The sequence below is a fragment of the Priestia sp. 179-F W1.4 NHS genome (assembly GCF_045369295.1).
GTDB classification, from domain to species: domain Bacteria; phylum Bacillota; class Bacilli; order Bacillales; family Bacillaceae_H; genus Priestia; species Priestia zanthoxyli.
The window spans coordinates 1-23,149 of sequence record NZ_JBIQFF010000015.1 but is presented as its reverse complement, the minus strand read 5'-3'; the positions used below and the strand labels follow the sequence as shown (position 1 = coordinate 23,149).

The window sequence follows — 23,149 nt, the reverse complement described above, 5'->3', positions numbered from 1 at the left end:
TCGTTCGGATTTTTCTTCAACTAAAATACTTTCATACCAGCCTATTTTTATTTTTTAGATTGTGAGACTTTTTCTAAAATGCGTCTTTTACGGTAAAGCATCATTCCAACTTCTCCTATATCGCTAATCGCTTGTTTGTTAATATACGCCCCAAACACCATCCCTGCTATAGGAATCATTTGAAATAGCTTTTTCCATCCCAAGTTGTCTCTATAGGTTAGAAACACTTCTCTCCAACCTTGGAGCTGCTGCAAGCTCTGCGTTCGATTGCCGCTTGCTAATTCTTCTAAAATCGCACGCTTTCCTACAATATCAGAGGATGAAAACTGCATGCATTTGACCATAAAAATGCGTTCTTCTTGCTCAGTGGGATCGTAACCATAAGAAACAGCCACTTCTTGCAGTGTCTTAAGCGTAAGTCCCAATACAAAAGGAATATCAATCGCCAGTGTGAAAATTCCACCTACTCCGGTTGTAGCTCCTTGCAGCTGCGCATTCTTTTTTCGGACTTCAATAAAATACTCCGCCAACTCATCCATTTCCTGCAGAGATAAATGCTGAACATCCTCTATTGACAGCTGCTTATTTTCTTGTAATTGGGCTGATGCTTTCTCTAGCGTGGCAGACGTATTAGCTAAATACTGGCCTCCATTATCAACATACTTAGCAATTTCATCTAATAATTTTTCTATTTTTTGATGAATGAACTTTGGCGTTACTTTATCTAAAGCTGAAAAAGGCAAGCGAGCCAGCCGCTCCCAGAAAAAAAGTCCTTTTTGGTCTTTCTCCCACTTTTCAATTTTTCGTAATTCTATTCTCAATTGTTCATGCTCTGACATATCCTCACTCTTTTCCTCGATTTATCAGCTCTGTCCTACTTGTTTATTCCGCACATATTTAATGATAAAAAACAACGCAATTAAAACAACAATTCCGATTCCAATAGGCTGCATGTATTGAGACACAATCGGACCCACCTCTTTCCACTTAGGTCCTAACTTATATCCTAAATATACGTAAATAGCCGTTACTGGAAGCATCGCAACAAATGTGTAAATAGAAAACAGCCATACATTCATTTTTGCCATCCCGCATGGAAAAGAGATAGCTGTACGCACTCCTGGAATAAACCGTCCAAAAAAAGCGACCCCGCTACCGTACTTATTAAAAAAGCGATCGGCAGCGTCAATTTCTTTTTCTTTCACCAAAAAATATTTTCCATATTTTAAAACTAGCGGTCGTCCACCGTAACGTCCCAGTGCATAAAGAGTCAACGGTCCACACACACCGCCTACTGTACCTGCAAGGATAGCCAGATACAAGTTCATATCACCTTGGTACACCCAATACCCTACTAAAGGTAAAACAAGCTCTGCGGGGACAAACTCAAACGTTAATGCTAAAATTACGCCAAAATAAGAGAGCTGTTTTAGTGCTTCAATTAAAGAAAGTAAAACCGACTCTAACAAAAATTCTCCTCCTCATGTCATTAAATCTAAGACTGCAAAACTATAATTTAGCCGATTGATAGATAAAAACCAACGCGACATAGTTTTTTCCTTTCCCTCTTTACGTATGACGTACTACAAAAGTTTCAATAAAAAAAGCGCTAGTTTTATCCAGCGCTTTTATAGTTTAAAGTTAATTTGAATAATACCTACTTTACGAAGAGCATCGTATAAAATAACTAAAGCCGGTCCTAAAAACAACCCGACAAAACCTAAAAGTTTAAATCCAATGTACAAACTAACTAGTGCAGCCAAAGGTGAAATACCCATATTTGTAGAAAACACTTTTGGTTCTACTACACGTCTTACTACCGTAATCACTCCAAATAGAATAAATAAGCCGATTGCTAATGAGTCATGCCCTTGCGTAAGAGCAAAAATCCCCCATGGAACGAGCACCGAGCCCGTCCCAAGGATTGGTAAGATATCGACAATTACAATTAATAAACTAAGCAGCGCGGTATACGGAACATCTAATAGCCAAAGCCCTACATAAGCCATTACAAACGTCATGACACTTAAAATAATTTGTGCCTTAATAAAACCAACCCCCGCTTGGATAAGCTGAGTGATGACAACTTGTAGCTTATATTTCGTTTCTTCTGTTAAAAATGACTTAATTTTATTTTTAATAGCAGGCAGCTCAAGGCTGATAAATACAAGCGCTACTAAATAAATAAGAAACTCTAGTAGAAATCCAGGAACAGTAGCAGCAAAGCTAATGATGATTTCCACGGTACTTTTTAATAGAGAATCTAATGAATTTACGGTTTTTTCAAGCGTGCGCTCGATAGAAGAAATCACTTCTGTAGGAAGAGCGTTTGAATAGTATTTCCACTTGATAATAGTTGGATAAATCGCGGTTTCATAAATTTCTTTTACAAATGAAGGCGCTATCTTTGAAAGAGCAACCACTTGCGTAACGATTGTCCGAACAATAAAAAATCCAATAAGTATGAGCGAAACAACATATAAAATGAAGGTCATAAGCACTGCATAGACTCTCTTCATTTTAAAAGATTGATGTAATTTTTGAACAATACCCTCAAGCGCTAATGCTGTTAATAAAGCAAACACAATCGGTAAACTGTAAGGGATTAACAAACATACGATTACTATCGAGGCGATGACCCATATTCGCTTTTTCCACATACTCTACTATCCCCCAACTAGCTAAGCTATCTCTATATTTACTGATAAAGAAAGGAACCAGTGACTGCTTTATGTAAGAATAAAATCTGGATATTTTTATACCTGATGTTACATATTATAGGGTCAATTCCCATAATAATAAAGGAATTATTATGAAAAAAGCTACTTATTCTAATTTTTTGAATAGAATAAGTAGCTTTTAAATTTATAAATTAGCCGGCTCTCATGACCTCTGTACCTTTTTTAGGGTCAAATTTGCCTTCAGATTTAGACATTACAATTGCTGCTAGTGTGTTTCCTACTAAGTTAACAACCGTACGTGCCATATCCATGATTCTGTCTACTCCCGCAATGAAGGCTAATCCTTCTGCCGGAACGCCGATTGTTCCAAGAGTAGCCAGTAATACAACAAATGATGTTCCTGGCACCGCAGCCATTCCTTTAGATGTAACCATCAATACCAGAATGAGCGTCAGCTGTTGAACGATCGTTAAATCAATACCATACACCTGCGCTAAGAATAACGCTGCAATCGCTTGATAAAGAACAGAACCATCTAGGTTAAATGTATAACCAATTGGTACAACGAACGATACGATAGCTTTTGGACAGCCCATCTTTTCAAGTTTTTCCATAATTCGCGGAAGAACTGTCTCAGAACTAGATGTACTGTATGCTAACAACAGTTCATCTTTCATATAGCGGAATAAGTGGAAAATGTTAATTCCTGCCCATTTCGCAATTCCTCCTAATACAACAAGTAGGAAGAAAATTAACGCTAAGTAAACTAAGATAACAAGCTTTCCTAATGAAAGGAGTGACTCTAAACCGAATTTCGAAACTGTTACACCAATTAAAGCAAATACGCCAATCGGAGCCACTTTCATTACTAGGTTTACCACGTGAAACATTGCGTGAGAAACGCCGTCAAAGAATTGAACAACAGGCTTTCCTCTTTCTCCAATTGCCGCTACTCCAAGTGCGAACAATACTGTAAAGAAGATAATTGCTAGCATGTCCCCTTCAACAATTGACTGGAAAAAGTTTGTCGGAACAATGTGTAAGAACGTTTCAGCCACTGACTTTCCTTCTTGCTGTTCGGATGTTTCAACGTATTGTGAAATATCACTCTTCTGTGCTGAATGAATGTCTACACCTTGTCCAGGGTGAAAAATATTAGCAATCAATACACCGATTACAATTGCGAAAGTTGTAATAATTTCAAAATAGAGAATGGTTTTAACGCCCAGCTTTCCGACCTGTTTACCGCTACCTGCTCCTGCAACTCCAACGACTAAACTTGAGATAACAATTGGAATAACAATCATCTTAATCAATCTTAAGAACAAGTCTCCCAGCGGCTGCAGGTATGTTACTACACGCGGATCGTTAAACCAAATTACTCCTACAAGAACACCGAGGATTAAACCGGTAAAAATCTGCGTAGCCAAACCAAAACGAATTTTTTTCATAGATGTACCTCCCCAAAGATGTATGACATTTGTATATACTTTTCTGAAAAAACAAAAAAAGACTATTCTTAAGAAAGAACAGCCTTTTACTTACGCTATTTTGGGCTCTTTCTCTCAATAAAGCAAACGAGGTTAACTGTCGGATTCGGAATTGAGAGTTTCCTACCTTTTGTAAGGATTCACCCCAAGGCAGCTTTACTGCCGATAATGATTCCCCCGCTCTATACGATTAAGCTTATTATTCAATTTTTATAAAATTAAAACGATCTATACGTTGTCATACGTTTTTTACAGTCAATAAAACTAAACAGAAGTCTTACTTTTACTTAACTTTATACTGCACAAATATTAATTTACTATTTTTCGACACGTTTTGTCAATACCCATGTTTATAAAACGCTTTCAAAAGACAATAATATATATTTATGCAAAAAAGCTATTGCAATGTTGCAATAGCTTTTTCTTGCTTTTTAAGTCTTTATCAGAAGTTTAAATGGCTATAAAATACGCTTATTTATTTTATAAAAATACAAAATATAGAATAGCCGCTAAAATAATTCGATAAATGGCAAACGGAACTAATTTAATGCGGTTGATTAATTTTAAGAAAAAGCGAATCGATATAAGCGCAAAAATAAAGGCGCTGATAAAACCAGCAATAAAAAACGGTAGTGCATCTGATGTGAAATACTGCCAGTTTTTAACCAATGAAAGTCCACTTGCTCCTGCCATAATTGGCACTGCCATAATAAATGTAAAATCTGCGGCTGCCTTATGGCTCATTCCAAGAAGAACCCCTCCTGAAATCGTTGAGCCTGAACGAGAAAAACCTGGCCAAAGAGCAATACATTGAAACAGTCCTATACCTAGTGCTTGTCCATAAGACATTTGGTCCACCGTCTCTACACGCGGACGTTTAGGTCCAAACAAATCTGCTAGAATCATTAATACAGCTCCGACCACTAAGCCAATTAGCACCGTATTTAAAGAAAACAAATGTTCATCAATGTAATCATCAAACAAAAGTCCTAACACTCCTGCGGGTAACAAACCAACAATTACCTGCATTAAATTTAAGCGATTTGTCGGTCCAATTGCAGCAGCTGGTTTTTTTCCCAATCCTAATAAATTAATAAAACGATCTTTAAAAATAACAACTACTGCTAAGATCGACCCTAGCTGAATAACAATCTTAAATGTATTAGCTACTGGAGATGAAAATAATTCTTTTGAATTTAACCACAGGTCATCCACAATAATCATATGCCCAGTTGACGAAACGGGAGCAAACTCCGTTAAACCTTCTACAATCCCTAAAATGATTGCTACAATAATTTCCCACATAAAGCTATGTACCTTGCCTTTCTTTCAAATTAATAAGCTTATCGCTTCGTTTTACATGCTCAACTATTTTCCTATTTTGACACTTGCTTTTTTATCATAATTGTTAAAACTATGAAATACAATGTGTATTTGCAAAAAGATAAGAATCTTTAATAATTTGTAATAAAAAGCTTACATGCTACAACCAAAAAACACGATATCAGCTTTTATTTATTTTAAAAAGCAGTCACTATGTTCAGTATAAATTCTGGTCCCTTAGCTAAAAATGAATCATCTAGACTATTTTTCTTTAGTGTGAAAAAATGACTAAATCATTATGTTTTTTCCACCCCCCCTTTACTGTTATCTATCATTTTAATCCAATAGGGCTGACTTATACGACATATCCCCTAAGTAATTTGAAACTTTTTTCTCTCTTTTCTCGTATATAGTAGTATCTTTTTTAGGAGGCTTTTTACTATGAATGGAAATGTACGTACAATGAAATGGGTCACTGCTGGGTATGAAGCCTTGCTGGGAATTCCTTTAATTGGCGCAGGGATTGTTATGGGCTTTAGCTATACTCCTCTTTTTATTGGATTTATTCTTCATGCTATCACACTCATTTTAGCTAATAGACGAGGGTTATCTGCTTATGGAAACATACTAGGACTTGTTACCTCACTGGTTGCTTGGATTCCATTTTTGGGATTTATCATGCATATTATTACAGCTATTGTGATTGCAATAGATGCTGCTAGACAACGCTAATTGTCTAGCTTTTTTTATTTAAGGGTTGATTTTTTACCGAATGATGGTAAACTTAAGCCGTAAATTGAATAATTTGAATGTTATTTCTACTAGGGGTGTCTGATAGCTCAGACTGAGAGAAGAGTGCAATAAAACTCTTTAACCCTTTGAACCTGATTTGGGTTATACCAGCGGAGGGAAGTAGTCTTGAAAAGAATAGTATATGTTTATTCTTTTTTTGCCTATTCCATCGGGTTCTGTCTATCACAGAACCCGATTTTTTTTATGGTTCGGTATAGCTACACTTTATGCGAAACCGGAGGAATATGTAATGTCAAAACAAAATGTATCAGTTTCTATGAAAAAGCCTTTTCCAAACAGTCACAAAGTATATGTCCAAGGATCCAGACAAGACCTTAAAGTACCTATGCGTGAAATTCATCAGTCTCCTACTACAGGGTCTTTTGGTGAAGAAGAAAATAGTCCCGTACGTGTATACGACACGAGCGGTGTTTATACAGATCCCTCTTATGAAATTAATTTACAAAAAGGATTACCGGCTCTGCGCGAAAAGTGGATTGCAGAACGAAACGATGTAGAAACATATCAAGGCCGTACGGTTCAGCCACAGGATAACGGTTATTATGACGGTGATCCAAGAGATCAGTACGATCGCTTTATCACTAAACGTTTACCTTTGCGCGCGAAAAAAAATCAAAATGTAACGCAAATGCACTATGCGAAAAAAGGAATCATCACGCCCGAAATGGAATTTATCGCTATTCGTGAACAGATGGATCCTGAAGTTGTGCGTGAAGAAGTAGCAAGAGGACGTGCAATTATCCCTAATAATATCAATCACCCTGAGAGCGAACCGATGATTATCGGCCGCAAATTCCATGTGAAAATTAATGCTAATATCGGAAATTCAGCTATTCGTTCAGCTATTGAAGATGAAGTAGAAAAAATGACATGGGCAACGCGTTGGGGAGCCGATACAATTATGGATCTATCAACAGGAAAGGATATTCACACAACACGCGAATGGATTATCCGCAACTCGCCTGTTCCTGTAGGGACCGTTCCTATTTACCAAGCGCTTGAAAAAGTAAAAGGCGTAGCAGAAGATCTAACGTGGGAAGCATACCGCGATACATTAATTGAACAAGCAGAACAAGGTGTTGATTACTTTACTATTCACGCAGGTGTTCTTTTACGTTATATTCCTCTGACAGCGAAACGTACGACAGGTATTGTTTCACGCGGAGGATCCATCTTGGCGCAGTGGTGTTTAGCTCATCATGAAGAGAACTTTTTATATACTCGCTTTGAAGAAATCTGTGAAATCTGTAAAGCATACGATATTGCTATTTCGCTTGGCGATGGGCTACGTCCTGGTTCCATTGCAGATGCTAATGATGAGGCACAGTTCGGTGAATTAGAAACGCTTGGTGAATTAACTAAAATTGCTTGGAAACACGATGTTCAAGTTATGATTGAAGGTCCTGGACATGTTCCAATGCATCTCATCAAAGAAAACGTAGATAAACAAATGGAAATATGCCAGGAAGCTCCCTTCTATACTCTTGGACCGCTTACAACCGACATCGCTCCAGGCTATGACCATATTACATCAGGTATTGGTGCTGCAATGATTGGCTGGTTTGGGACAGCTATGCTTTGCTACGTAACGCCAAAAGAACATTTAGGACTCCCGAATAAAGAAGACGTTCGCGAAGGCGTTATCACCTATAAAATTGCTGCGCATGCTGCTGACCTTGCAAAAGGCCATCCAGGAGCACAAAAACGCGATAATGCTCTGTCTAAAGCAAGATTTGAATTTAGATGGAATGATCAATTTAACCTGTCACTAGATCCAGAGCGCGCAAAAGAATATCACGATGAAACACTTCCCGCTGAAGGTGCTAAAACAGCCCATTTCTGTTCAATGTGTGGACCTAAATTCTGTTCGATGCGTATTTCTCAAGATATTCGTAACATGGCTCAAGAAAATGAAAAAGATGTAAACGAAGTAAGAAAAGAAGGAATGAAAGAAAAAGCTAAAGAGTTTGTTAACAGTGGTTCAAATATCTATCAATAATGAAGTAGAACAGCTTAAAAAACAAATTAAGCAGCTTGAAGGAAAGTTATTATTTGTTCAGCAAAATTGTCAGCACATTATCGTTGAATCCTCACATTCTTCCGTAAGACGCTGCATTAAGTGTTTCTATCAACAAGATGCAAAAAGGACTTCGTAAAGAAGTCCTTTCATCTTTTTTTGAAACGTGCTTTCAGCATGTTCTTAATCCAATATAGTATTTTAATAATAACCCAGCCTATAAATGTACCTAGCGTGTTCAAAAAGATATCATCAATATCAAATACTCGTTCCGTTAGCTTGTACTGTAAAATTTCAATCAGAAAACTGATTAAGAAACCCGTCGTAAAGACTTGAATAAAACCGTCAAACCACTTCATAAACAACGGAATAAACATTCCAAGCGGCGCAAACATCACGATATTTCCCAGTATATTTGTCAGAGTGAGCATTATATTACCGCTGTCCCACATCAGACGGATTGTACTAAATAAATCCAAGTTCATTGCTTTTCCGTAAACATGTTCGTTTTCCCGTATGAGAGTAGCATAAATGACCACTGCTGTATACGCAATAAATAGAGTGAACATGACTTTTTTAACAATTGACCTGATGCTTACATTCACTTCAACATCACCTTCTTTGACTCCCAAAACCATTTATTATTATCTATATGTACCCGTCCACTGCTTTCATTCGTAGTGAATGCACTTATATGCTTTTTTATCCTATCACATCAATAAATAAATACAATTCCCTTTTTGTTATTTTGTAAACTAAAATTTTTTCAATTAAAAAAGCCACGCTTTTCGCATGACTTTTGTTAATTAATAACTCCACGATGGATAATTTCCACTTGTACTTTCGGATTAATCGAGATGTTTTTATAGTCCTGTCTCCATTTAAGCCTTTTCCATATACTCGGATGATAAGCAGCTACTTCTCTTCCTATTTCAAGAAAATCACAGTTAGCTTTTTGCAGCTTTTCAACTACTTTTTCAGCTTTCTTTTGTAGAATCTTTTCAATTTCTTTCTGTACGTTTTTTGTTAATGCAGGAGATGACATTTCATTTTTAGTAAATTCATTAATACTTACTTTTATATTTAGCGGTATGATTACTTTTGCTCCGTGCACCGCATCAGGTTTAACGTGCATTTTTGCTTTAGCATCTGACACATCATACGATACTACATACTGTTGATCATGTATGGTAATTTTGTGACTCATAATCATATATTTGTCTTTTTGATTTCCTAATAAAAGAAGCGCCTTAGATTCATCGGAATTTAATGTAATACCTGAAAATTTATCTTCATTAAACAAAGCTGTACCGATTACATCAACGGTCTTATTTTCAGTATTTAATTTCATATAAGGAAGAGCTAGCCCTTTTCCTTCATCAAACAACACGGTACAAAGTGACTGAAGAGTTTCAATTGGCACTAAGGAATTGACTTCAGCCGTATGGACAACTCCGTCTAAATATTCTCCAATTAGCTCTTCTCCTACTTGCTGTAGCTCAACTATCGTACTCGGTTTCCCTTCTACAATGACATACTTAGCCGTTAGAGGACTTTCCGGTGTGCGATATAAGACGTCTGATAATTCTAGTATACCTTCTTTAGCTAATCGATCTTCAAATAAGATTATTCTCTTTTTGGCAGACATAACAATTCCAGAAACCTGCTGGTTAATTTTTGTACGATCGTCTCGAGGTGAATCCCCTGCTACATGATAGGTTTTATTCACTAATGTCCCTTCTTTAGACGTATAGGAACGGATCGCAATAGTAGAAATCACCTTATCTTTCTTTTTTTCATAAGCCACTGTAGACAAAAACATCGTATCTTTTAACAATTTTTGATCCCAGCATCCCGTTAGAAAACTTAAAACTAAACATATGCTCATTATCTTGATCAGTTTATCCTTCATTTTTTACAGTTCCTTTTCTAATCCATGACAGTAATAGCAAACAGATAGGAATACAGAAAATGAATACGTAAATTAAATAATTAGTTGTTTGAGACAAAGCTGCGACAAGCTGATCCGTTTTTGAAAAATAAATGGAAAGACCTGTTACAAATATCAATACAATTGGAACAAATGGACGGTGAGTTTTCTTTTTGAAGATTTCCTGCATGCCTACACTTGAAATATATACATATATAATAAGGGACGTAATAACAGAAATGATCCAAAAAGTAATAAAAACCAAATCGATTCGTTCGATAACTGAGTTTTGCGTCGCCTTCAAAATATATAAAACCGGTTCTGGTACAATTAAAATTTCATCTGGGCTAAAAAACATATAACAAGCAATGATAATATACACATATAAAATCGTAACGATACAATTACTAAGCATGACCATTTTTAAAGTCGTCGTAGACTTTGCTTTTACAAACGGTGCTAAAATTAAGATAGCTTCAAAACCTAACATTGAGATACTTCCTTCTTTTGACGCCAGCAAAATATTTTGAATACCGCTGTGCCCAATCGGAAATAGATACCGGACATCGGCCTCTTTATAAGCATTTGACACCAATAATACCAAAATAATTAAAAATACAGATACAATAGTAAAAAAACGCCCTATATTGCGTACATTCTCTTTTGCAAAATATAACGCAATAACAACTAATAAAAAGACAAGAACATAAGCTGGCGTCAAGTGATAAAGCCAGCGCTTTAACACGTTTACATATAAAACCGTAATGACACTTGAGACAATAATGTAATAAAACACATATCCTATATTCAAAAAATTACCTAACCACTTACCAAGCAGCTTGCTAGTCATCTGATACAGCGTTAAACCTGGCAAACGATGCGTTAATCCCCAGTGGAATAATGTAATGACTTGAATAATACAACCGCTCATTAACATGGAAATCCAGCCGTCCGTATGCGCCGTTTTAAATAAGTTATAAGGTAACCCTAAAACACCAATCCCAATTTGAGTTTGTAAGATGATAAAGAACAGCTGACTGGCTGAAATACTATTTTTATTCATTTGAATCCCAATTCCTTATCGCTTTTTGACGTTTACGTTTTTGAGGCTTAGCATTAGCAGGCCTTTCATTCAAATAAAGCTGATGCATCCTTACAAAGACATCCTTTAAGCCGGAAAATCTAAATGGAGCAAAAGGAATTAAGTAAGGCATCGTAATGGACTCTAAAATAACTAAATGCATAACGATGAGCACTAGTACAAAAACAATACCCAAATAGCCAAAAACGGCTGCTCCGATCATCATAGGAAAACTTAAAATTCGCAGCGTTGTGCTCATTTCGTTTGATGGCACAACAAAGGAAGAAACGGCTGTTAGAGCAATAACAATAATCATCATATTTGAAACTAAACTCGCTTCAACAATTGCTGTGCCGATAACTAATCCTCCAACTACCCCGATGGTTTGAGCAATGGATGAAGGCAGCCTGAGCGATGCTTCTTTTAATAGTTCCAATATCAATACCATAATAAATGCCTCTACTATCGGAGGAAACGGAACGTTCTCAAGAGATCCTTTTACCGTAAATACTAAGTCCAAAGGAATTAACTCGTAATGAAAAGAAATCGTTGCAATATAAATCGCAGGTAAACTCATGGCAACAAAAAAACTGAACACGCGTAAAAGTCGAAAAAATGAGCCATAAAGTGCACGTGTATTGTAATCTTCAGGCGATTGATAAAAAGTAAAAAAGTTAACAGGAGCAATTAACGCAGAACTATTTCCATTTGTTAAAACGGCCATTCTGCCTTCTAACAGATTACCCATTACCCGGTCCGGCCTTTCTGTGTTCAACAGCTGAGGAAAGGGTGAAAGAGGCGAATCTTCTAAAGCCTCTTCAATGATGCTCCCACTATCTACTCCATCCACTTCAATTTGTTTGATACGATCAATAATCATATTACAAATTTCTGCGTTTGCTATATTTTTCAAATATAAAACTGCCACTCGAGTGCGTGAAATACTGCCTACTTCGATATAGCGTACAATAAGGCTTCCATCTAAAAATTTTTGCCTCATCATGTTTAGATTTTTGTCCAAGCTCTCGACAAAACTTTCCTGTGAACCCCTAATCACTTTTTCATTCAGGGCTTGATTAACTTCTCTTGTAGCCGTTTTGGTAGAATCAATTGCATACACAAACGGATCATTCTCTATTAATAAAACAGACGCACCTCGGCTCATTAAACTAATCATTTCATTCAAATCTTTTGTAGGAGTAATTGAAGCGGCCTGAATAATTTCACTTATCTTTCCTTCTTTTTCGATTAATAAAGGTTTGATCACATGCTCATTTAATTTCACTGAATCCATAAGAGGAACAAAATAAACTAAAAGCGCACGCTCATAATTGAACTTTAGCCACCTTTTCCCTATATCGCTCGTATAGTCTAACCGTTCTTCTAGCACATTTAGAGTTTCTTCTATGTTTGTACCAAGTTCAATTTCTATTTTTGGCTCCTTTTCTTCAAGGGAGATAGGACTTTTTTTTCGCTTAGGCCTTCGTTTAATTAACAGTGCCACTCACCTGCCTCGATGTCTCTTGTTAATATTCATTGTTTCTAAAAAAATAAATAGTATGTAAAAAAAATGCAAAAAGACGCAGCGGAAAATTTTCGCTGCGTCTCTTTAATCTGGATAATAAGGATTCAAATGGATTAATACTTCCTGAATATTATCATGCTTTTTCATAAGTGTAGCTTTGATTTCTCGTCCTAAATCATGACCTTCCTTAATTGTTTTAAAGTGGTCAATTGAAATACGTACATCCACTAATATGTAATGGCCATGTTCTCTTGCTCGAACGCGATCAATCCGCTTCACATCTTCAAATTCATAAATACTTTCTTCAAGTTCTTTCAGTAGCTCTTCATCAATATTGCCTTCCATTAAGATTTGAAAAGACTCTCCCATCATTTGTCTGGCAATGTTAAAAATTAAATAAGCAACAAAGATACTTGCTATTTTATCTCCGTATAACAGCAGTTGAACATCCATTTTATCACCAATAATGGATAATAAAACACCAATTGCCGCTGCAATAGAAGCAACAATATCTGCTTTATGATCAAATGCAATTGCCTCAATTGCCTTACTGTGGTGCTGCTTGGCTACGTTTAAAGAATAACGGTACAATAATACCTTTGCTATGTATGAAATAACAGCAATCCACATGGCTAAAATATTTGGAGATTCAACCGGATGGAATAAACCAACGACTCCTTCAAATACCACATAAAATGATACAAGCAATAAAATAATTCCTACAATTCCTGAGACAATTACTTCTGCTTTTCCATGCCCGTATGGATGATCATCATCTGCTGGCTTATTTGCTACTCGTATAACCAACAAGACAATAATAGAGGCAAATACGTCCGCTGCAGAGTGAATACCATCAGCAAATACGGCATCACTATTTCCAATCCATCCTACTATTACTTTTCCTAGCGTAAGGGCAATATTGCTCCATACGCTAATCCATGCTACTTTTTTCGCAATGGACTCCCTTATACTATTATTCATTTGCACACCTCGACTTACTTCTTGAAAAATCAGCTTTTTTATCTTATCACTGTTCATTCAAGTGGGTCTAGAGCAACCTATTTTCATTTAGCTATATATGTTTCAGCACCGCAAAATTACTGATAATCCACAACATATCTTTCTTATTTCTCTGCCAACTTCTTACGATCAGTTGCCATTGGAGGTTCTTCCATCCACCCTTGCTCAATCATAATTCGAATTCCATCTTTTCCGTACTTCCCTATACGCCCAATTAGCTGAGAAAATTCTACTGCTACATCCGAACGGAAGGCCATAGACAAACCAGCACCGCAGTTATCAATAGCGATCGTCACCGCTGTAGAAGTATGATACATCATCAGCTTATCTGAAAACGGTGAAATCGTTGAGTTGGTTACATATGCATCAAGCAGCCTCGGACTTGGTAAATCAGCTTCAGACAGTAATTCGGTGAAGTGCTTGATTTGCTTACTTGCAAGCTTGACTCCATCAAAAAAATAAGAGCGTAATTTTTGTGTGGTAGCTACTTGACTAAAGGCCAGCATCAGCGTTTTACCTAATACATTTGTATTAACAATTTCTTGAATAGCGGTAACCTCTAAAGAAGTTAAAGGATGCATTTGAGAGAAAAATGGTGATATAAATGTTTTTTCGTCCACAAAATTCACTTTTACAGGATAAGGAATAACCGGAGGTCTCATCAGCATGCTTTTTCTTAAAATAACGTGGTTAGAATTCTCTAAAAGAATGTCGCTTTCTTTTACACATCGAGATAGGTGGTCATAAATATCTTGCCTTCTCACTGCACTTAGCGCTCTGGCATATTTCTTCATACCTCCAATGGCCATTTCGTTTACATAAATAGCCATAAAAATATCATCGAATAAAGCAGGAACTCCTTTGTTCACATCTTGTTCCCCAAACCCTACTGGAATTGGAATTTTTTCTGAACTGAATAATTCCGTCAATTCGTCTACATGAGTTTGTGAAAACTGATGTGCTTTTTTTAAAAGTTCCTTAATCTCTGGATCTTTTACAACAGATAGAAAATATCCAAGAACGCATACATACAGCGTATCGCCTAAATATTGCGCCCATAAGTAACCTAACTCGGCTGCATTCAACCGCTGATTTTGTTGATGTTTTTGCATTTCACTCTTTATATTTTCGTTCATTCACTTATTCTCCTTTTGGATAAAGTCGTACTTTTACTATCTCCAAAGAAGCGTTGAATAAACCGCATAAAAAAGACCTAGATAACAAGTCTAGGCCTTTTAGGTTATGCATATTTTTGGTCTTCGGTCTCTTTTCTAAAAAAGCTTTTCATCGCATGAAAAACGTCTGATTTTTGTTTTAAAATAAAGTGTCTAAAGCTTTCGTCTTGAATGTTTTTGTACGCAGACATTAAAGTGGAATGTCGATTGTACTGATTCACTTCCCCATACCCAAACATATTTGACACTTTCATTAATTCATTTACTAACTTTACACACCTTGCGTTATCTGAAGTTAAGTTATCACCATCTGAAAAATGAAACGGGTAAATATTATAACGGCTCGGATCATACTTTTGGTTAATTAATTCAAGCGCTTTTCGGTAAGCAGATGAGCAGATGGTTCCTCCACTTTCTCCTTTGGAGAAGAAGTCTTCTTCTGACACTACTTTTGCCTCTGTATGATGCGCAATAAATTCAATTTCCACCGTTTCGTATTTCGTACGTAAAAAGCGTGTCATCCAAAAGAAAAAGCTTCGTGCCATATATTTTTCCCATATGCCCATCGAACCGCTCGTATCCATCATAGCTAAAACGACTGCTTTCGATTCTGGCTTTATAACTTCATTCCACGTTTTAAATTTTAAATCCTCCGGATAAATAGGATGAAAAGCAGGCTTTCCTGTCATTGCGTTTCGCTTATAAGCGCTCATCATCGTTCGTTTTTTATCAATATTCCCCATCAAACCTGTACGTCGTATATCATTAAATTCAATGTGTTCCACAACAATTTGATCAGATTCTTTTCGCTGAAGATTAGGCAGTTCTAATTGAGCAAATAAAGCCTCTTGAAGTTCCATGAGGGACACTTCCGCTTCAAAGTAGTCTTCTCCAGCCTGGTCACCTGCTCCTTGACCTTTTCCTGCTCCTTTTTGACCATCTCCAGCAGATCCGTCACGTGCTACTACATCCCCAACTTTACTGTCTCCATCACCTTGACCCACATGTTTGTTTTTATCATAATTGTACCGAATTCGATATTCATCCAATGATTTGATCGGGATTTTAACAACTTCTCTTCCATTGGACATCACGATATTTTCTTCTGTAATTAAGTCCGGTAAATTATTTTTAATGGCTTCTTTAATTTTTTCTTGATGTCTTTTTTGATCATCGTGGCCTTTACGATGGAGGGACCAGTCTTCTTTTGAGACAGCAAAACTTTTATCTACTTCTTTTCCCACGCTATTCCCCTCCTTATTTAAAAAACACCTGCACGTTTTTACTCGGCATGCATAAGCTATACCGAAAGTTTCTGACAAATACCTTTAGTTCAAAGGTTGGTTACTCTTATCCTATGCGCAAGAATGGTATACTTGCTAACTAATTCTTTTACTATTAACTATTCATTTTATAGTGTCTAGTGTCATGTATATGTTTATGACTTATCATATGATGGTTAAGTGCAATGCGTACTACACACTAGCCTAATTATGCAGAGTTTATTTTAAGAGATAAGAAAAACATGGCACAGATCGGAAGTGCCATGTTTTCTTGTTAGTACTAAGTTATCGATTTAACAAACTTCCTACATAGCGCAGCAGTTCATTAGCAGATACTGAATTGTATCCATGCTCATCAATCAATCGAGCCACTACTTCATTTACTTTCTTCAGCTGCTGCTCATCTGGTGTTTTAGTGGACGTTGTAATTTTCACTACGTCTTTTAAATCTGCAAACAGTTTTTTCTGAATCGCTTCACGTAAGCGTTCATGAGAATTATAGTCAAATCGTTTTCCTTTACGTGCATAAGCGGAAATACGAATTAAGATTTCTTCGCGGAATGCTTTTTTCGCATTTTCTGAAATACCAATTTGTTCTTCAATTGAACGCATTAATTTATCATCTGGATTTAACTCTTCTCCTGTTAGCGGATCACGAAGCTTATTTTTGTTGCAGTATGCTTCGACATTATCTAAATAATTATCCATTAATGTTTTAGCAGACTCTTCATAAGAATAAACGAACGCTTTTTGCACTTCTTTTTTAGCAATTTCATCATATTCTTTACGCGCCAGAGAAATATAATTCAGGTAACGCTCTCGGTCCTCAGCAGAAATAGACGCATGCTGTGCTAACCCTTCCTTCAATGAACGCAGTACATCTAATGCATTGATTGATTTAATATCTTTTCGAATGATGGTAGATGAAATGCGGTTAATGACATAACGCGGATCAATACCGCTCATTCCTTCATCCGTATACTCTTTTTGTAACTCTTCTACGTCTGCATCGTTATAGCCTTCTACAGATTGACCGTCGTATAAGCGCATTTTCTTTAACAAATCGATATCGCCTTTTTTAGGCTCTTTTAATCTTGTTAACGTAGTAAAGATAGACGCAATACGTAGCGTATGAGGTGCAATATGAACATCTGATACGTCACTTTCACGAATCATTTTGTCATAAATTTTTTCCTCATCACTCACTTTTAAGTTATATGGAACAGGCATTACAATAATTCGTGAATGCAAAGCTTCATTTTTCTTATTGGAAATAAACGAGCGATACTCTGTTTCATTTGTATGCGCTACGATTAATTCATCTGCACTAATTAAAGCAAATCTTCCTGCTTTAAAGTTTCCTTCTTGGGTTAAAGAGAGTAAATGCCATAAAAATTTCTCGTCACATTTTAACATCTCTTGGAACTCCATCATTCCCCGGTTTGCTTTATTAAGCTCTCCGTCAAAGCGGTAAGCGCGCGGATCTGACTCAGATCCATACTCTGCAATTGTTGAAAAGTCAATGCTTCCTGTTAGGTCAGCAATGTCTTGAGATTTCGGATCAGAAGGACTGAACGTTCCAATTCCAGTTCGTTTGTCCTCTGAGAAGAAAATGCGTTCGATGATGACGTCTTCAATTCTGCCGCCATACTCTTCCTCTAATCGCATTGTATTTAAAGGAGATAAGTTTCCTTCAATTCGGATACCATACTCTTCAAAGAAGTCTTTACGTAAATGATGTGGAATTAAATGCAGCGGATCTTCATGCATTGGGCATCCTTTAATAGCGTAAACAGCTCCTCGATCAGTAAGCGAATAAGCTTCAAGCCCTCTTTTTAACATGGTCACTAGCGTCGATTTACCACCACTTACTGGACCCATTAAAAGTAAAATACGTTTACGAACATCTAAACGCTTTGCAGCTGGGTGAAAATATTCTTCCACCAAGCGTTCTAGCGAATCTTCAAGTCCAAACATTTGTCCACTGAAAAATTTATAATGTCTTTTACCATTTACCTCTTCAATTCCTGCATCCTTTATCATGTTGTATACTCTAGAGTGTGCAGGCTGAGCAATTAAAGGCTCATCTTTAATCAGCTTTAGGTACTCTTCAAATGTCCCTTCCCACTTAAGACGATTCTCTTCTTCGCGGTATCTTTCAACTTTCTTTAATATATCCATTAAAGGACCTCCCCTACTAGTTATGGTGCTAGTGAACAAGATTAATACAATCTATGCAGCAAAATGTTTGAACATGCTTTTTAAATTGTAAAATTCAGAAATTTGTCCTTGCTAGGCATTCACAGTGAAGTATTTATTAGCTATAATAAAAGAGTAAGAAGGAACGGTTAAATTTTATTAGAGAACTTACGTCTCTAGAAGAGTTATTTTGTCATTATTATCATCATGAGATATGGGAAGTCGGTTTTAACTGCAGTAGCTGTATAATCCTTTTAATTAGATTGAGGAGGAAAATCAATGCGCTTACTTTTAGTATTAGGAGTAACAATTGCTTTTTTAGCATCCATCTTCAGAGCGGGATACAATGATAAACCGGGCGTTAAAAAATAACCACTACATATCATCGTCGACATAAATAAAAAAGCGAGGTTCAAATTTTATTGAACCTCGCTTTTTATTTAAGATAAACCAGCGTAATTTTGTTGACGCAGCGCTTCATAGATTAAAATAGCTGCTGTATTAGATAAATTTAAAGAACGAACATTTTCTGTCATCGGTAAACGAAGACATCTTTCCATGTTCTCTTCAATAATGTGCTTTGGCAGACCCTTTGTTTCTCTCCCAAATACGAAGAAATGATCCTGCTCTAAGTCACTATAATCAAATGTTGTATGTGGCTGTTGACCAAATTTTGTGATGAAGTAAAAGCCTGCTTCAGGATACTTTTCAAATACTTCTTCTAATGAATCATGATACACCACATTTACAAATTCCCAGTAATCCAATCCAGCTCGCTTTAACATTTTATCATCTGTTGAAAAGCCTAACGGCCGAACTAAATGCAGCGTCGTATTTGTTGCTGCACATGTTCGCGCAATATTTCCTGTATTTGCTGGAATTTCTGGTTGAAATAACACTACGTGTACTCCCACAAATTTTCACCTCTGCTAACAAATCTATTCATCATTATACCACTAACTTGCTAAAACGAAAGACTTACCGATCAACGATATGGAAAAAATCATACTTAATCTTTGGCGTGTAAGCCGTTGAATCTTCATAAGCCCAATATCTCATTCGACTATTATACGTGTTCGCATTCACAAGAGGCATACCGTGACCGTCTTTTGCTACAACAATCGTCGTATGATTCCATCTTCCATCTCCTTCAAAATCGTAGCAGATAACGTCTCCGGGGACAAGTTCGCTTGCTGAAGATTTCCTCACAGCCCGAAGTCCTGATTTGGAGTTACTTAAATAGCTGTGCATGGAATGAGCAACGGCCCAGCTATAGCTCCAGGCGTTCCCTCTCATCCACCATCCGTTTGCTTTTTTAGGATACCCCCGCATCGGCGCCTTTCCTGCATGCAAACACTGTGAGATATAGTTGGTGCAGTTTACCTCAAACTGCTTATAACTTTCATTAGGTTTATCCCAATGTTTTTCTGCATACTGAACAGCTGCAAGACGATCATAATAAGAGGCTCTTTCTTCGTCTTCCTCTACTTCTTCTACATCCATTTCAACCTCATCTTCAGAAAAATCCTTTACCAGCAGCTCATCTTGAATAAGTGTATCTTTATAAAAAAGAGCTAAACGATCTTCAATTTCTTCTTCTATATAGAAAAAATCGTTTTGTTTTAAAAATGCCTGAATGTGCACCTTATATAATACTCTTGTTTCTTCCTGATCCGTATGAGCAGATTGAATAGAACCTTTCATATTACATTTTAAAACATCAACTTCTCTTTTTTTTACAAGAGACCGCTTTAGCTCACACTGCTGTTCAATGAAAGGCTTAAAGTCTTCATGAAGCTCACCTTTTACATAGCTGTCCGCACGCGCTTTAATTAAAGTATATAATACATTCCTTTTTGTTAGCATAATGTCACCACTTTTCTAAGCGTTTATTATACGCTATGACTCATTAGCTAACTTTATCAATAAAAATACGGTTTAGATCTCTTGAAGCATCTCTATACCTTTTGACATTTCTTCAATTACTTCTTGGTCCTTTTCTTTTTCTCTTAAGTTCATAAGTGTATCTAATGCTTCTTTATCACCAATTTTGCCTAACGCCCATGCCGCCGTTCCTCTAATGACAGGGCGAACGTCATTTTTAATTAACTCAATTAAATCTGGAACAGCGGTTTGGTCTTTAAAATGGGCAAGTGCAATAATGGCATTACGCTGAATTGGCTTTTTCCCTCTCCATGACCCTGAAACATGTCCAAATTTCTCTTTGAACTCACGATTACTCATCGTTAAAAGCGGTTTTAATTTAGGCTTCGCAAGTTCTGGGTCAGGCTCCATCTCAGGGTGAAAATGAAAGTCTTTGCCTTTATTTTCAGGACACACAGTTTGACATGTATCACAGCCATATAAACGATTGCCTAATTTACTTCGAAATTCTTCAGCTAAAAATCCTTTTGTTTGGGTTAAAAAGGCAATACATCGCTGCGAATTCAGCTGACCGCCTGTTACAAGCGCACCGGTAGGGCACACATCCACGCACTTATTACAAGTACCACAGCCGTCTTCTATCGGTTTATCAGGAGGAAACGGGATATCTGTAATCATTTCCCCTAAATACACGTAGGAACCGAATTCAGGTGTGATAATGGCACAGTTCTTACCGCTCCAGCCAATACCAGCTCTTTCTGCTACAGCTCGGTCCGACAGCTCGCCTGTATCTACCATCGATTGAAGGATAGCTGCAGGTACTTTTTCTTTTATGAAAGCTTCAAGCTTTTGAAGCCTATCACGTAAAACCGTATGATAATCTTGTCCCCAAGAAGCACGGCAAAAGATCCCTCGGCGATCTTCCTTTGTGCTCTTTGGTGCATCCTTTAATTTAGAAGGATACGCAAGTGCAATTGAAATAATGGATCTAGCTTTTGGAACAACTAATGTGGGATCTACTCTTTTTTCAATATCAGGTTCCTCAAAGCCTGAAGCATAACCTAACTCTTGCTGTGCTAACAATCGATTCTTTAACTCATCAAACATAGAAGCACTCGCAAATCCAATCTTATCGATTCCAATCTCTTTGCTGTATGAAATAATTTCTTCCTTCAAATGATACGCATTCATAGTGAGTAATAGCCTCCTTTCTAAGAAATTCTATATATTCATGCATTGAACTGTTTTCTCACTCAATGAAATGATAGGATGGTATCTATAAACGAACAAATACTAATTATAATAGAAAGGATCAAAAAAATGAACTTTACATTATCACCCGCTATTAAACAGCTTTGCCCTTCTTTTAAAATGGGAATCATTCAGTATAAAAATATTGAAGTTGGCGATTCTCCTCAAATGCTAAAAGGACGTCTGCGCCTTTTTCAAGAATCCATTTATTTTGACCTTGAGTCAAAAAAAGTAACAGAATTTGAAGGTGTTAGCGAGTGGAGAAAGCTTTTCAAAACGTTTGGAACGGATCCAAGTAAATACCGTCCTTCTATAGAAGCTTTAATTCGACGGATAGGAAAACAAACGTATCTTCCTTCTATCAATTCTGCTGTGGACATTAATAACTTTTTTTCATTGCAATATGAAGTACCAATTGGAATTTATGATTCTTCTAATATAGAGGGCCACGTTGAATTTACTATCGGTAAAAAAGAAGAGTCTTACGAAGCTCTAAATGAACGTAACATTTCTTTAGAAAATAAAATCATTTCAAAAGATGCCCTAGGAGCTTTCGGAAGCCCTTATGTCGATTCTAACCGAGCGTACGTAACTGAAAAGACAACACAAGCTGTACAGTTCATCTATTTAAAACCTTCACTTTCAGAAGAACAGGCTTATAAACTAACTAAATCCTTAAGTGACATGTTCATTCAAATTCACGGCGGCGAAGCAACCTATCAAGTCATTAACTGATGTACGTAAATATAGCGTCTATCTTTTCAAGATAGACGCTATATTTACGCTAAAAATAAAAAACGCAACATCTCAGCTTTGAAAGCGAGACACTGCGTTGTGATAACAATATGTATGGAGCGGGTGATGAGAATCGAACTCACGACATCAGCTTGGAAGGCTGAGGTTTTACCACTAAACTACACCCGCAAATATTATCAAAATTTGTCGACCAATAAGTAAAAATAAAAACAGGAATCATCCTGTCAAGTAAAGCTAAAGTACCGATGGTCGGGGTCGAACCGACACTCCCGAAGGAACACGATTTTGAGTCGTGCGCGTCTGCCAATTCCGCCACATCGGCAAAATAAAAAAGGCAAGTTAAAATTATAAATGGTGCCGAGGGCCGGACTTGAACCGGCACGGTAGTCACCTACCGCAGGATTTTAAGTCCTGTGTGTCTGCCAATTCCACCACCCCGGCAGCTTGCAAATAAATGGAGGCGGCAACCGGATTTGAACCGGTGATAAAGGTTTTGCAGACCTCTGCCTTACCACTTGGCTATGCCGCCATTTACTCAAGACTAAATAACTTTATTAAAATTAAATTGGAGCGGAAGACGAGGTTCGAACTCGCGACCCCCACCTTGGCAAGGTGGTGTTCTACCACTGAACTACTTCCGCAAATATGGCTGGGCTAGCTGGATTCGAACCAACGCATGACGGAATCAAAATCCGTTGCCTTACCGCTTGGCGATAGCCCA

19 protein-coding genes, 6 tRNA genes and 2 riboswitches are annotated in these 23,149 nt (G+C 37.0%); of the genes, 3 read left to right on the top strand and 22 right to left on the bottom strand.

The window, feature by feature from the left end:
- Positions 1 to 47 precede the first annotated feature (47 nt).
- From ACH0CI_RS26120 to ACH0CI_RS26100, 5 genes are all read right to left on the bottom strand, one after another.
- On the bottom strand, positions 48 to 839 hold the full coding sequence (locus tag ACH0CI_RS26120; RefSeq protein ID WP_028412681.1) for an EcsC family protein: 792 nt from the start codon (positions 837 to 839) through the stop codon (positions 48 to 50).
- A gap of 24 nt (positions 840 to 863) precedes the next feature.
- Positions 864 to 1,469: a DedA family protein gene (locus tag ACH0CI_RS26115; RefSeq protein ID WP_013055189.1), complete on the bottom strand. Its 606-nt coding sequence runs from the start codon at positions 1,467 to 1,469 to the stop codon at positions 864 to 866.
- A 159-nt stretch (positions 1,470 to 1,628) separates the two neighbouring features.
- Positions 1,629 to 2,660, bottom strand: coding sequence for a sporulation integral membrane protein YtvI (ytvI, locus tag ACH0CI_RS26110; RefSeq protein ID WP_013055188.1), 1,032 nt, complete (start codon positions 2,658 to 2,660; stop codon positions 1,629 to 1,631).
- 212 nt (positions 2,661 to 2,872) lie between these two features.
- Positions 2,873 to 4,132: a glutamate/proton symporter GltT gene (locus ACH0CI_RS26105; protein WP_028412682.1), complete on the bottom strand. Its 1,260-nt coding sequence runs from the start codon at positions 4,130 to 4,132 to the stop codon at positions 2,873 to 2,875.
- 106 nt (positions 4,133 to 4,238) lie between these two features.
- Positions 4,239 to 4,378, bottom strand: a riboswitch (cyclic di-AMP (ydaO/yuaA leader).
- 273 nt (positions 4,379 to 4,651) lie between these two features.
- Positions 4,652 to 5,476, bottom strand: a complete 825-nt coding sequence (locus ACH0CI_RS26100) for an undecaprenyl-diphosphate phosphatase (RefSeq protein ID WP_033580867.1) — start codon at positions 5,474 to 5,476, stop codon at positions 4,652 to 4,654.
- Positions 5,477 to 5,935: 459 nt separating this feature from the next.
- On the opposite strand from ACH0CI_RS26100, the gene ACH0CI_RS26095 reads away from it, so the two are divergent.
- Positions 5,936 to 6,226: a hypothetical protein gene (locus tag ACH0CI_RS26095; RefSeq protein ID WP_014461804.1), complete on the top strand. Its 291-nt coding sequence runs from the start codon at positions 5,936 to 5,938 to the stop codon at positions 6,224 to 6,226.
- Between the two features lie 81 nt (positions 6,227 to 6,307).
- Positions 6,308 to 6,422, top strand: a riboswitch (TPP riboswitch).
- 114 nt (positions 6,423 to 6,536) lie between these two features.
- Positions 6,537 to 8,306 carry a phosphomethylpyrimidine synthase ThiC gene (thiC, locus tag ACH0CI_RS26090; protein ID WP_335707943.1) on the top strand — a complete coding sequence of 590 codons (1,770 nt, stop codon included), beginning with the start codon at positions 6,537 to 6,539 and terminating at the stop codon, positions 8,304 to 8,306.
- A gap of 167 nt (positions 8,307 to 8,473) precedes the next feature.
- Here thiC and ACH0CI_RS26085 read toward each other — a convergent pair whose 3' ends face one another.
- The 11 genes from ACH0CI_RS26085 to queG form a co-directional block, all read right to left on the bottom strand.
- On the bottom strand, positions 8,474 to 8,929 hold the full coding sequence (locus ACH0CI_RS26085) for a VanZ family protein (RefSeq protein WP_224357742.1): 456 nt from the start codon (positions 8,927 to 8,929) through the stop codon (positions 8,474 to 8,476).
- A 197-nt stretch (positions 8,930 to 9,126) separates the two neighbouring features.
- The gene (locus tag ACH0CI_RS26080; RefSeq protein ID WP_406902448.1) at positions 9,127 to 10,236 is read right to left on the bottom strand and encodes a Ger(x)C family spore germination protein; all 1,110 of its coding nucleotides are present in this window, start codon (positions 10,234 to 10,236) and stop codon (positions 9,127 to 9,129) included.
- Entirely contained in the window at positions 10,226 to 11,317 is a 1,092-nt protein-coding gene (locus ACH0CI_RS26075) for a GerAB/ArcD/ProY family transporter (protein WP_028412688.1), read from the bottom strand. Before ACH0CI_RS26075 ends, ACH0CI_RS26080 begins: the two co-directional genes overlap by 11 nt.
- Positions 11,310 to 12,839: a spore germination protein gene (locus ACH0CI_RS26070; RefSeq protein ID WP_049162794.1), complete on the bottom strand. Its 1,530-nt coding sequence runs from the start codon at positions 12,837 to 12,839 to the stop codon at positions 11,310 to 11,312. Before ACH0CI_RS26070 ends, ACH0CI_RS26075 begins: the two co-directional genes overlap by 8 nt.
- Before the next feature lie 105 nt (positions 12,840 to 12,944).
- On the bottom strand, positions 12,945 to 13,841 hold the full coding sequence (locus ACH0CI_RS26065) for a cation diffusion facilitator family transporter (protein WP_014461808.1): 897 nt from the start codon (positions 13,839 to 13,841) through the stop codon (positions 12,945 to 12,947).
- Between the two features lie 143 nt (positions 13,842 to 13,984).
- Positions 13,985 to 15,016: a DUF3231 family protein gene (locus ACH0CI_RS26060; RefSeq protein ID WP_028412690.1), complete on the bottom strand. Its 1,032-nt coding sequence runs from the start codon at positions 15,014 to 15,016 to the stop codon at positions 13,985 to 13,987.
- A 104-nt stretch (positions 15,017 to 15,120) separates the two neighbouring features.
- Positions 15,121 to 16,299, bottom strand: coding sequence for a sporulation protein YhbH (yhbH, locus tag ACH0CI_RS26055; protein WP_028412691.1), 1,179 nt, complete (start codon positions 16,297 to 16,299; stop codon positions 15,121 to 15,123).
- Between the two features lie 324 nt (positions 16,300 to 16,623).
- Positions 16,624 to 18,519: a PrkA family serine protein kinase gene (locus tag ACH0CI_RS26050; RefSeq protein WP_013055179.1), complete on the bottom strand. Its 1,896-nt coding sequence runs from the start codon at positions 18,517 to 18,519 to the stop codon at positions 16,624 to 16,626.
- 458 nt (positions 18,520 to 18,977) lie between these two features.
- Entirely contained in the window at positions 18,978 to 19,451 is a 474-nt protein-coding gene (gene trmL, locus ACH0CI_RS26045; protein WP_016762878.1) for a tRNA (uridine(34)/cytosine(34)/5-carboxymethylaminomethyluridine(34)-2'-O)-methyltransferase TrmL, read from the bottom strand.
- A gap of 64 nt (positions 19,452 to 19,515) precedes the next feature.
- Positions 19,516 to 20,403: an amidase domain-containing protein gene (locus ACH0CI_RS26040; protein ID WP_028412692.1), complete on the bottom strand. Its 888-nt coding sequence runs from the start codon at positions 20,401 to 20,403 to the stop codon at positions 19,516 to 19,518.
- 72 nt (positions 20,404 to 20,475) lie between these two features.
- A complete protein-coding gene (gene queG / locus ACH0CI_RS26035) occupies positions 20,476 to 21,612 on the bottom strand; it encodes a tRNA epoxyqueuosine(34) reductase QueG (protein WP_406902447.1) in 1,137 nt (378 codons plus the stop codon).
- Between the two features lie 129 nt (positions 21,613 to 21,741).
- Here queG and ACH0CI_RS26030 point away from each other — a divergent pair, with 129 nt between their 5' ends.
- Complete coding sequence (locus ACH0CI_RS26030) at positions 21,742 to 22,407, top strand: B3/B4 domain-containing protein (RefSeq protein WP_033580874.1); 666 nt, start codon at positions 21,742 to 21,744, stop codon at positions 22,405 to 22,407.
- A gap of 115 nt (positions 22,408 to 22,522) precedes the next feature.
- Here ACH0CI_RS26030 and ACH0CI_RS26025 read toward each other — a convergent pair.
- The 6 genes from ACH0CI_RS26025 to ACH0CI_RS26000 form a co-directional block, all read right to left on the bottom strand.
- Positions 22,523 to 22,596, bottom strand: a tRNA-Gly gene (locus ACH0CI_RS26025).
- 72 nt (positions 22,597 to 22,668) lie between these two features.
- Positions 22,669 to 22,750, bottom strand: a tRNA-Leu gene (locus ACH0CI_RS26020).
- A 30-nt stretch (positions 22,751 to 22,780) separates the two neighbouring features.
- Positions 22,781 to 22,869 (bottom strand) — tRNA-Leu (locus ACH0CI_RS26015).
- A gap of 14 nt (positions 22,870 to 22,883) precedes the next feature.
- Positions 22,884 to 22,957: transfer RNA gene (locus ACH0CI_RS26010), tRNA-Cys, on the bottom strand.
- A 37-nt stretch (positions 22,958 to 22,994) separates the two neighbouring features.
- A tRNA-Gly gene (locus ACH0CI_RS26005) sits at positions 22,995 to 23,069 on the bottom strand.
- A gap of 5 nt (positions 23,070 to 23,074) precedes the next feature.
- Positions 23,075 to 23,149, bottom strand: a tRNA-Gln gene (locus tag ACH0CI_RS26000).